The sequence below is a fragment of the Prevotella sp. E13-27 genome, from assembly GCF_023217965.1.
Classification (GTDB): Bacteria; Bacteroidota; Bacteroidia; order Bacteroidales; family Bacteroidaceae; genus Prevotella.
Map to the genome: position 1 here is coordinate 189,814 of NZ_JALPSC010000002.1, position 12,388 is coordinate 202,201.

The window sequence follows — 12,388 nt, forward strand, 5'->3', positions numbered from 1 at the left end:
GATTTTTGTAGTATGAAACAGAATAATGTGATCATAGCACCGCAGATAGCGGATACTGCTACGCTGTTCGCGGCATGGGCTGAGGAGAACTTCGGTACGGAAGAGCGCTTCTACGAGTTCATGACAACGCCAAGCGCAGAGAGAACGGCTTTTCTTGCAAAACACAGTGTGGACCTGTCGCATGATGGGAACTTCGTAACTCAAAACTATTCGGTATGAGCCTGATAACAAACATATATCCGCAAGACTACGCTTTTACGAGGAATCCCATCCTCGTATCTGTGTCGGCACCGACGCTGGCGACATACAAGGTGTATGCGAATAACAGCCTGGTATTCACAGGGAAAGGTTCGGGAAACTTCACGGTGAATATCTCTGAGATACTGGAGACAGTATTCGGGGAGACAAACCCGCCGGTAGGAAACGGGATGCTGCTGATGTTCGTACAGTTCAATAACTATGTATATGCTACCTTCGAGGTGACTACGGACGGTGAGGATACGGAGACGGTGAGTGTCATGGCATGGAAGGGCGGTATCAACAAGAATGATTACAGAAGCCTTCGAAATCAGGGACTGAGCATCTTCGGGGTGAAGTTCAGGAACTATTCCGGTAACTTCTTCTTTACAACACGTACCTACGGATGGACTGTCAGCATGAAGGAAACGGAACTGGAACCACTGGCATTTATCATGCCCGTTATACCTGGAGAGGAAAACGGATACATCAGAATCAGGGAGACGGTGACGGCCAGATGGATACAGGTGAGTGGAGCTGCTGGCGCGTTGGTAGCCCTGAACATGGAGGCAGTGAGAAAAGAGTTCTTTACGCGCTATGGCATACTGGCAAATCTGTTCGATGTCATGGATCCTTACCATTCGGGAAGAGTGGCCTGCAGGATTGCCATCGAGGAGGCAGACAATGCTGCTGAGAGGTGTGCAGTGAGGTTCCTGAACTCTTTCGGGGTCTATGAGCGTATAGACCTGGTGGGAAAGACTACGGTAAGCACCATTCAGGATGATGATGAGGATGGTACTTTCAAGAAATACGACGAAGTGACGGACAGCTTCGTGAAGAGCAGGACAAGGACGGCCATAGGACAGGTATATAAGGTGAAGACCGGCCCAAAGAGAACGGAAGAACTGAACTTCATCATGGACATGCTGGCTTCTGACAGCGTATATCTCGTTTTGCCTGACAGTGAGATAAAGGTGATACCGTCGGTAGAGAGCAATACTCACGCCTACAGACAGACGGAGCCTGAGAGTATGGAGATCACCTTCACACCGGTAGAGGAGGAAAGTAACTTCTCAGCAGCGGCAACGAAGTTCGGAAGCACACGCCCAAGAATCTTCACAAGTAAATTCAGCGAACAATTTAATTAATTATATTATGTCAGATACTAGAAACTTTATTGTCGGGCTCGTGTCGCAGATAAACACGGCCACGGAACCGGAGAGCGTCACTAACCAGATGGTGGCCAGGGTGATGCAGTATTTCCTTGATGAACTGGCAAAGCAGATTCAGGGATCGCAGATCGCGAACTCTTCTATCAACACGAATCATCTTGTCCCAAGCTCAGTAGATGAGACGATAATCGCTGACGGAAGTATCCTTACAGGGAAAATCGGAGATAGGCAGGTAACAGCCTCCAAGATTGCCGTGGATGCTGTTTCTGGTGATCATATACAGGACGGTGCTGTCGATACTGTTCACATAGCTGATAATGCTATAGTTGCAGAAAAAATCCTTAATGGTGCAGTAGCGTGGGATAAGCTGGATCAGGCAGTGAAGACCAGGATAACGAACATCGAGAGGAATATCACTTCTCTTCTGGGAGATGGAGCTTCTGAGGCGATAGAGAACTTCAATGAGATACTGGAATTTCTGTCAGGAGTTACGGATGAACAGCACCTGGCCGAACTCCTGGATAGTTTGGGACAGAGGATAACGGCTTTGGAAAATGGTACTCCTTCACTGGATAACGATGGAAAGATATTACCGGAATATCTGCCTGATGATGTCTATGATGTGGTGATGTGTGACCAGTGGGATGAGAATGTTTCACTGGGTAATACTTCACCTAATACGGCAGAAGAAACCTCGTATGGATACAATCCGCATACGGATAGACTGTATAAGACACAAAGAGAGTGGGTGAATGCACCGAGAGGAGGGTACTGGATTTCTGTCTATTCAGAAGAGGTTGACCTAAGCCATGGGAAAATTTATATCGATAGGACAAAGAATATTCCGTACAGATGGGATTTAAGAATGATACCGCTGGCACCTGAAAACGTACCGGCCTCTATCTTCAATGCCACGGTGGAAGTTCCTGTGAACGGATACTATACACTCGTGGATCCGAACAACGTGGTATTGAGCGCAGTACATGCGGTGTGGAATGCTGGGAAGGCGGTGTCTGGCCTGATCCTTTCCTTCGAGATTTCAGCAGGTATCTGGAAGACATACCAGTATATCGGCAGGACGGTGACGGAACAGAACTGGCTCAACGCTGATAACTGGAAGGACTTCGGTAGCCTGGCTGCAGGATCGGAGCCGTATATCATCATAGACAGTCTGATAGGCCGCCCGTCTGTGGGTGAGTACTATACGCTGGAGACAGCCGTGCAGGAACTGCTGAGATACCAGCAGTCAAGCGGCGTGACATACGCGAAGGTGGGACTGATAATCTCTTATTCGACAGGGGAGAATACCATGGAATCGAAACAGTTCCAGGGTACGACGGTGAACGACTTCGGAGAGACCGGACTGTGGAAGGACTTCGGAGGCGGTGGCTCTTCTCAGGTAGAGACAAAGGATGAGCCGGAAGAGAACGGTACCGACGCACTGAGTACGGGAGGCGCTTACGAATGTATCCCTACCGGCATACACCTGGATACAGAGACGGCTGGCGTGGTGAAGATGCAGCTGGTGAACGCCAAGGGTGAGGGCGTAGGCGATGAACAGCAGTTCCCTGTAGGAACGGGAACAGGGGGCAGCGCTACGATCTTGGCTATAGTGTGCGAGAAATCACCTCTGTATGTGGCAGCTGGAGGAACAGTGGAGCTTAAGGCGGCCATCAAGTCAACTACATCACAGGGAGGAACGGAGACACTGAACGATATCGAGACGGTGGAGATATGGGACCGAGACACGAACCAGGTACTGGAGACACTGGCCATGAACAGGGCTTCATCTGCTGACCTGGAGACCTTCGACTTCATCTTCAATATTACTTCGTACTTCACAACGGCAGGAACGAAACGCCTGAAACTGGTGGCTTATGACAATGCCGGAAACTCAGGACAGAGAACGGTCAACGTGATTGCAGTGGATGTGACGGTGACATCGGCACAGACAACGCTGAACTACACAGCGGCAACGGCACTGAGCGTCGGAGGGGCACAGAAATCTCTGCCTATGTATAAGTTCGCGAACAATGCCAGCGACAAGGGTATCTTCGTGACCACGGAGATATTCATAGGCAACGCCTGGAGAACACTGGGAACGGCAACGGTGATGGATACCTATAGCCACAGCATCACCATCAATCCAGCCGATTGTCTGGGATATACCCTGACACATGGGGCATACCCGATCCGCATACACGGTGAGGACGTGGGCAGCCGTAGGAACGATATCGCCGGTACCGGTGTGCAGGGTAACTACCTTCATACGGCTGTCATGGTAATCGATGAGGGGGAAACGACACCGATAATCATTTCACGCTGGTATAGCGAACAGGAAACGGCCAGGGTGAAACTGTATGAGACGATATCCGTTGATTTTGCTGTCTATGATCCTGCTTCAACAGCACCGACGGCAGCTATCCTGGTAAACGACGTGCAGCAGACAACAAGAACGGCATACCGTTCACAGACATATACATACCTTCACAGGGTGCAGGATGTGGAGACGGACGGCAGCGTGACACTCAATGTCATGGTGGCATCGGGAACGGCTTCAAGCCAGGCAGCACCGTTCATAGTATCTGGAACGATGCTGAATATCGAAGAGGTAAGGACACAGCTGCAGTTCGACATGGATTTCTCTACCAGGTCGAACAGCGAGGCTGACCACACAATCAGCAATAACGGTGTGACACTGGAACTGCAGGGCGTGAACTGGGATACCACTGGATTCGTCAGGGATTCATTCGGTACGGACCAGTTCGGAACGGAACAGGATACTGGCGTGACGGCACTGAGAATAGCAGAGGATGTGACAGGTGTACTGAACTACAAGCCGTTTGATGATGATGCCATAGAACAGAACGGCCTGGCTATACAGTTCGCATTCAGGAAGAAGAATATCGCGGATGATTCGGCTCGTATGCTGTCATGTATAGCCAACGGATTCGGATTCTACGTCGATGGAAAGAATGTGGTGTTTACAAGCGACAACGGCGAGACGGTGGCTAAGACGATCACGGCTGCAGTACAGAACGATGAGCCGGTACATGTGGCTATCGTCATAGAACCGGTGGCAGTGGCTCCCTATGGTGGCATCGGCGTGGTGAAGATGTTCTTTGATGGTGAAGAGATTGGAGCATGTGAATATTCGGCTGGATCACTGACCAGACACGACACGCCCGTTTCGTTCAATGGCACAGAAGGAGATTTCTACCTCTATAGCATAAAGGCATGGAAGACGTACTATTCGTTTGAACAGGCCTTCGATAACTACCTGCTGAAAATGTACGACACGGATAAGATGGTGACGGAATATCAGTTCAATGATGTGATGGCCTCAGTGACAGCTGAGAACACGACAAAGAACAGACCGCAAGCTATGGCACTCTATAATATGGGAATGCCTTACTTCGTGGTGTGTAAGCATCCTGAGACGGCTGACAACGACGCGAAGGATAACTATCCGGAATACCTGGAGACACTGGATGGCGATAAGAAGACGAAGAGACTGCTCGTGTGGTATGCCTACTTCCCTGATCGCCCATGGCAGGACTGTAAGCTGGTGATGCAGACAACGAACCAGGGAACGACATCGGCAAAGCGACCGATCAAGAATATCAAGGGTAAGATACAGAGCGTGGAGCTGCTGCATCAGGCAAGTGAGTTCACAGGCGCAGACCTGGAGAAATACAACGCTTGTCTGGCAAATGCCAATGCAGGACGAATACAGATAAAGGCGGATTCACTGCCTACGAAGATCGTAACGGTGAAGGTGGACTATTCGGAATCCGGAGGATCGAATAACGGTGGATCGACGCAGCTGTTCAACGACCTGCAGAGAGCACTGGGTGACCGGTATGTGACACCGGCACAGAAAGTATACAACAGGGCAGGCCATCCCTATGTCCTGAACACGTCTATAGCATCAATGCCTATAGCTTTCTTCCGGACAGACCGTTTCAGTCCGGATGCCACAAGTCCGTCATACGGATATTTTCACGCGAAAGGCAACTGGAACGAGGATAAGGGTGATGCCAAGGTGTTCGGATTCGAAGACGTAGAAGGGTATAACAGGGGATGCCTGAACTATGGGGATTTCGTAGAACTGGTGGCAGACCGCAACGAGACACTGGACGCATTCGCGCAGCGCGTGGATAAGTCACAGTGGGTGGCAGATAACATTTATGTGCTGTCTGAGTTCTGCGGACCGCTGCATAAGGTGTACAGATACCGGAATAACGCATGGACTGATACAACAGGAAACATGACATTCACTAATGGGCACTGGGTGATTACAGGTGATGTGGTGAATCCGGTAGAGAACTATGAACTGCGAAAGTATGACGGATTCTGCTGGTTCCAGGGTGTTGACAGCCCCGACGATCTGCTGACACTAGACAGCGAGGGCAAACCGATATGGCTGCAGTATTATGAAAGCCGCTATCCGGACAATGACGATTTGAATGACCTGTATGAGAGTGGACGGAAACTGCCTTACCAGCTGTACAGATGGCTGAGATTCTGCCAGGAGTGTAACCAGAACCTGAACGAGGATGACGGACGTATCACCATCAATGGCGCATCGGTGAACGGTACGGTGGCACGAAGACTGGAGAAATGGCAGAAGGAACTGCATCTGTATGCTAACGTGTATTCAATACTGTGCTACCATGTGTTTACGGACTATATCGCTGCTGTGGACCAGCGAGCCAAGAACATGATGGTGGGATTCTACCTGGATGAGGATGGCGTGGTGAGAATGTACCTGAACCACCTCTATGACGGTGATACGATCCTGGGCAGTGATAATGACTGTGGACTGACCATACCGGCACTGCTGGATCCGAACAATGATCCTGGAGGTGTGTACCAGGGACACGACAGCGTTCTTTTTACACAGAATGCAGCCTTGCAGAATAACGGTATCTGGCTCGATAACCAGGGAACGGAAACAGTGACGGTAAGACAGGTGGCACAGGCCATGAGAGACGTGACGCTGGCTGATGGACTGCACCCGTTCAGCTATGCGGGACTGGTGAAGTATTTCGTGACTGACCGACTGCAGAAATGGCCGAAACTGGTGAGTTCGTTCGACGGTGAGCGTAAGTATATCGAGCACTCGAAGGCTACGGCGAACTACTTCTATGCACTCCACGGACTGAGCATCCAGAGACTGAAAGACTTCATACATACGCGATTCTTGTACCGTGACGGATTCTATCAGACGGGTGATATGTTCGCGTCAAAGGTGTCACTGAGAGCAACTGGCACGAATATCACCATCGGGATAAAGGCTGCAAAGACTGGCTATTTCGGTATCGGAGTGGACCGTCTGAACGTGGCTACAGACAGCTGCTATCTGGAAGCCGGTGAGAGCTATACGCTGAGAACAGGCGTGACGAACACTGGCTCTGGAACGGCACTCTATGTGTTCGGAGCGGAGAACCTGGCAGAACTGGACCTGTCAGACTGCACACCGTCACCCTTCTCATGGGATATATCGGAACTGGTATTAATCAAGAAACTGATACTGGGCGGTCCGGACTACTCCAAGGCGAACAATAACGAGGGCTATCTTACTACGCTGAACCTGGGTAACCTGCCGTTCCTGGAGGAACTGGAGATAAGGAAGACGGAGGTGACAACAGTGAACGCCCGCTACTGTCCGAGACTAAAGACAGTAAGGGCTGCAGGATCGAAGCTGCAGCGTATCGACGTGGCACCGGCCTCGAAGATAGAATATCTGCAGATACCGACGACATACAAGACGCTGATACTTCGACACCTGCCTGTGCTTACCATCAACGGTATAGTGTTTGAGAACGCTGCGGCAACGCCCATCGAGAGGGTGGTGGTGGAAAGCTGTGCTAATATCGACGGTCTGGAACTGCTGAGTACTATAGTGACAAACAACAGTAACGGACTGAGATATGTGAGGGTGACACCGATCAATGCCAGGGGTAGAGGTGAGATCCTGGAGACACTGAGTAACATCACTGGGCTGCAGGGTGTGGACGCTACATTGGCAGACGGTGGCGCACCGGCGCTTGTCGGTACTTACCGGCTGACAAAATATACAGAGGATGAGTATCTGGATAAGTGGAGAAACACCTTCCCTGAGCTGACCATCAAGCAGCAGGCATATACGGCTTTCAAGGAGAATGACCTGGAGACGGATTCTGAGAATATTACCAACCTGGATAACCAGACGGGATATGACTATGGATCGACATTCGTACCGTCAGGACATATCCTTAAGATCAGGCAGAAATGCCTGCCTGTTGCAGGTACGTATGACCAGAACCAGGGTGGTATGCACATGGATCTGCTGAGTAAGCACGACTACACGAAGTACTACGATGGCAGTGCCTTTGATAATACGGATCAGCTGGGACGTGGCACGGATTCATTCATCAGGGTACCAAAACACTGGTATAAGGGCATCAACGACTTCAAGAACCAGGAGAAATATACGCTGGTATCCTATAATAGCGAAATGCCTGAAAACACCTGGACGCGGAGAAATGTCGCTACACTGGCAGAAGCTATGTTCCGCGAGAGTGTGGGCCTGGCTATGGGCAGTGTGGTGGAAGGTGAGGCCTTCAATATCGACACGGCAACAAACATGCTGTCTTCATGCTCTGTGTACCGTCTCGATGTGGAGGGAATGAAGCAGGTACGGTACGTGGGTATGAATAATGCCACATACGGTGCAGTGTTCGTGGACGCAGACGGTGATGTAATCAGTAAGGTGGCACTGTCTATCGCTGGTACTACAGACAGCCCACTGGACTTCTCGAATGAACAGGGTGACTATATTTTCAGAGACGTACCGACAGGGGCTAAATACCTGTACTTCACTGCATTGAAGGTGGTGCCTCAGACTACGGAGGTGTTCGCAGTGGATAGTGAAGACATCGAGGCCATCGAACCAGGATGGGAACTGTTCCCTGCAGGACTGCTGGCTGTCTATGCGGCAACAATCGACGATCTGGGACTGCTGAGGTCTATAGCTGGCAGAACAACGAAGAGAGGTAACGGAACGGCTGTTACATCTTCTGAATGGGTATATGATGCAGAAGGCACACCAACAGCCATGCCCGTAAGCACGATGAACTACACATACCAGGATTTCCTGAACCTCTGTGCATTCCGAGGAGAGGGGTACATGGGAACACCTTACGAGGCAAGTAAGCAGATCGCCTTGATATCCAGGTTTATCTGTGGAAACAGGGATGATCAGCGTGTATATGGATTCGGACAGCAGTCGGAATACAGGACGGGTGTACGTGACAGCATCGGTGCAGGCAGTACAGTGTACGGAGTACATTCAGGAGTGACAAAGGTGCTGGGACTGGAAGGATTCGTAGGCTGTATCTGGGAGGTGATGGACTGCGTAGGCGTGAACATATCTGACTTCCGGACATGGAGAAAGAACCACAGGCCGGATTCTGGTACGGCTAACGGGAAATGGCACATAGTCGATCCTGTTACGAAGACTGAGCGCGTGGTGCAGGGCCTCACTTCTGGCAGTGGTAATAATATCGCACGCCTGAAACATGGCCGACACTGTGATTACATACCGGCTGCAGTATCTTCGGATACGTCACAGTATAGCAAGAGTTACGGAGCTGGATGGTGGATCAATAATACAGGCGGGCGCTGCGTGGGCCGGTCGAATAACAGCGCGAACGCGAGCGGCGGTCTCGTGTGTGCGAGCGCGTACTACGCTGCGTCGTACTCGAGCGCGAGCAACGCGGTGCGCCTCGCCTTCTTTGGAAGGCTGCTGAACGAGAGCGAGATCGATGCGCTCGACGATCTGACGAACGAACAGCTCCCGGACACGGGAGTATAACGAGAACGAGGGCGGCGGCCTGATGAGGGCCGTCCCCTTCCAAAGGTAGACGATCTCAACGGGCGCTGCGTGGGCCGGTCGAATAACAACGCGAACGCGAACGGCGGTCTCGTGTATGCGAACGCGAACAACGCTTCGTCGAACTCGAACACGAACAACGCGGTGCGCCTCGCCAACTAGAACCCCTTCAAAGAATCGTCTCTACGGCACTCTGTACGTGTACGGAAAAGCAGTGGGCGAGAGATCGGAGCCTCGGCAACAGCAGCCGGTAACGGCTGGAAAGCGGAAAAATCACAGGGTGGGGACTATAACTGGCAAGTAGACGGAATAACGGCTGAAAGTCACAACGTCCCCGGAATCAAAGAAGAAAGATGGGAAGCAACAGACTTCATCATGTTATCCCTGAGATTATCGAGCGTGATAATATGAAGCAGTCTTTCAGGGAAGTGACAGAAGACCTGGAGGATGAAATCAGGGAAAGATACGAGCGAAAGAAGGAAAGCATAGTCAGGAGCCTGCAGAAGAAAATCGGTAACGGGACATTCAGAGTGACCAGGTATCACGAGTTCTGGACTAAGGACGGACCGAAGATGAGAAAGATACAGGCACCGCCAGTCATACAGAGGATAGGGTGTAATGCTATCATGCGAGTGGTGGAAAGACACCTGTATCCAACGGTGATAAGAACTTCGGCTGCAAGCATCAAGGGAAGAGGGATGCACAGGCTCTACAGAAAGGTAAGAACGGACATAAGGCATGACAGGGAAGGAACGGCCTTCTTCTATATGTGCGATATCAGGAAGTTCTACGAGAGCATAGACCAGGACAGGATGTTTGAATATATCTGTACCAGGATAAAGGACCCGCTACTGCTGCCAATGCTGGAGAACTTTATAAGGCTGATGGCAAAGGGACTGTCTATAGGACTGAGATCATCACAGTTCTTTGGGAATATTCTTCTTTCAAGACTGGACCACAGGCTTAAGGAGGTCGAAAGGGTACGGTATTATTACAGGTACTGCGACGATTTCAGAGTGCTGGCAGGGAACAAAAGGTATCTGTGGAGAATACGGGACATCATACACGAAGAGGTGGAAAGCCTGGGACTGGCGATAAAGACAAACGAGGCAGTGAAACCTATCGGTGAAGGAAATGACTTCCTGGGATTCGTGGATGATGGGGAACACTCCAGGATACGGAAGAGAACGAAACAGAACGCCGCAAGGAAACTGCACAAGGTGAAAAGCAGGAAAAGGAGGCAGAAGATTATTGGATCCTTTAAAGGTATGGCCAAGTGGGGAGACTGCGGACATTTATACAAGACTTTAACAGGAAAGAATATGGAAGATCTGGGGGAGGTCAATATCAGAATGGCCTACAAGGATGGAAAGAAACACTTCAAGGGAAAGGATGTGGGACCGCGTGAACTTGAACGACGGCCCTTCGTGGTCGTTGACTTTGAGAGGGACGTGACTCCAAGACGCGAACGGGTGGAATATGAGAGGAACATCGAGGAGGCAAAAGCTCAGGGAAAAGATCCTGGTATGGTAAGGGAACCGGTGAAGAAATGGGTAATAAGCCTGCTGTTCGATGGAAAGCCACGGAAGATGTGGACTGGAATACAGGAAAACAAGATTATCCTGGAACAGATGGAGAAAGCTGGAAAAATTCCGTTCTTTGCTTCTATAGTGGCTGACTACGAGAGCGGAAAGTATCCGTTCTATACGCTGACATCGGCAACGGCACTGGGATTCAGTAAGCCGGACGATAAGGAGGTGGAAAGACTGATTAAACAATTTAATATGAGCACTAGTGTCCGGTTAAATTTTTCCGAACGTTAATTAAATGTTTAAATTTCAATGAGATACAGCGATTTAAAAATTTTCCGATTTGATTTTTTATCTTTGTACTGTCTCATATATAAGATAGCACAGGATATGAATGCCGGAAATACTGTATTCTCGCAACTGATGTCTCTCATCCCTGACTACGAGCTCAGGAAATGTATTGACAGATATAGAGGGGATTTTCATGCAAGACGATTCACTTGCCGTGACCAGTTCCTTGTCATGAGTTATGCTCAGCTGACCAGCAGCGCAAGCCTTCGTAGCATAGAGGCTCAGTTGACTGCTTTCAACTCCAAGTTGTATCATGCCGGTCTGAAGGTGATGCCCAAGTCCACTCTCGCCGACATGAACGAGAAGAAGGACTGGCGTATCTATCAGGACTACGCAATGGTACTTGTCGAGAGGGCTAAAGTCCTGTATAAAGATGAATACTATCGGTTGGGAATTGACAATATGGTGTATGCCTTTGACAGCAGTACCATCAACCTGTGTCTGCATCTCTGTCCATGGGCGAAGTTCCATCATGACAAAGGTGCTTTCAAGATGCACACTTTGATTGATGTAAAGAACAACATACCCAACTTCATCATGCTTACTCCTGGCAATGTGCATGATACTCAGGCTATGGACAGCTTGCCTGTAGAAGCAGGGGCTTACTATCTGATGGATAAAGGCTATGTGGACTTTGACCGTCTGTTCCGTCTCTTCCAACAGCAGAAGGCTTACTTTGTAACCAGAGCAAAGGACAACATGAAATATTCCGTATTCGAGGCAAGAGAGGTTGACAGGCAGACTGGCGTCATCTCTGACGAGTCCATCAGTCTTACTGGTCTCTTTACAGCCAAGAAGTACCCTGATTTGTTGCGTCTGGTCGTCTATGAGGACTTTGCGCAGAACGTAGTGTATCGATTCCTGACGAATGACTTCACCCTTGAAGCAATTACCATTGCGGAACTGTACCGAGAGCGCTGGACTATCGAAACGTTCTTCAAATGGATCAAGCAGCACCTGCACATCAAGACGTTCTATGGGACGTCCCAAAACGCAGTCTTCACACAGATATGGATTGCCATCTGTGACTACCTGCTGCTTATTATTGCTCTGAAGATGTATCATATCGAACAAAATCTTTACATATTCTCTAATGTCATCGGCCAAGTTCTCTTTGAGAGGACTCCGCTGAATGAACTTTTTGACAAACCAATTATTAATCAAAATCCGGAAGATGACCGCCAACTTTCGCTTTGGTGAAATTTAACCGGACAGTAGTG

Annotated in this window: 5 protein-coding genes; all 5 read left to right on the forward strand. The window is 49.8% G+C overall.

Features of this window, described 5'->3' with window-relative positions:
* The first annotated feature begins 12 nt into the window (after positions 1-12).
* The 5 genes from M1L52_RS09740 (at position 13) to M1L52_RS09760 (ending at position 12,368) form a co-directional block, all read left to right on the forward strand.
* A complete protein-coding gene (locus tag M1L52_RS09740; protein WP_248614778.1) occupies positions 13-219 on the forward strand; it encodes a hypothetical protein in 207 nt (68 codons plus the stop codon).
* On the forward strand, positions 216-1,385 hold the full coding sequence (locus tag M1L52_RS09745) for a hypothetical protein (RefSeq protein ID WP_248614779.1): 1,170 nt from the start codon (positions 216-218) through the stop codon (positions 1,383-1,385). Before M1L52_RS09740 ends, M1L52_RS09745 begins: the two co-directional genes overlap by 4 nt.
* Positions 1,386-1,392: 7 nt before the next feature.
* Positions 1,393-9,270, forward strand: coding sequence for a hypothetical protein (locus tag M1L52_RS09750; protein ID WP_248614780.1), 7,878 nt, complete (start codon positions 1,393-1,395; stop codon positions 9,268-9,270).
* A 371-nt stretch (positions 9,271-9,641) separates the two neighbouring features.
* Positions 9,642-11,111, forward strand: a complete 1,470-nt coding sequence (locus tag M1L52_RS09755) for an RNA-directed DNA polymerase (RefSeq protein WP_248614781.1) — start codon at positions 9,642-9,644, stop codon at positions 11,109-11,111.
* Between the two features lie 96 nt (positions 11,112-11,207).
* The gene (locus M1L52_RS09760; protein ID WP_317231464.1) at positions 11,208-12,368 is read left to right on the forward strand and encodes an IS4 family transposase; all 1,161 of its coding nucleotides are present in this window, start codon (positions 11,208-11,210) and stop codon (positions 12,366-12,368) included.
* Positions 12,369-12,388: the final 20 nt, after the last annotated feature.

What these genes read in the sequence shown, in the direction of transcription:
- M1L52_RS09740 (WP_248614778.1), top strand. Translation starts at nt 13, where the DNA reads ATGAAACAGAATAATGTGATCATAGCACCGCAGATAGCGGATACTGCT.
- M1L52_RS09745 (WP_248614779.1), top strand. Translation starts at nt 216, where the DNA reads ATGAGCCTGATAACAAACATATATCCGCAAGACTACGCTTTTACGAGG.
- M1L52_RS09750 (WP_248614780.1), top strand. Translation starts at nt 1,393, where the DNA reads ATGTCAGATACTAGAAACTTTATTGTCGGGCTCGTGTCGCAGATAAAC.
- M1L52_RS09755 (WP_248614781.1), top strand. Translation starts at nt 9,642, where the DNA reads ATGGGAAGCAACAGACTTCATCATGTTATCCCTGAGATTATCGAGCGT.
- M1L52_RS09760 (WP_317231464.1), top strand. Translation starts at nt 11,208, where the DNA reads ATGAATGCCGGAAATACTGTATTCTCGCAACTGATGTCTCTCATCCCT.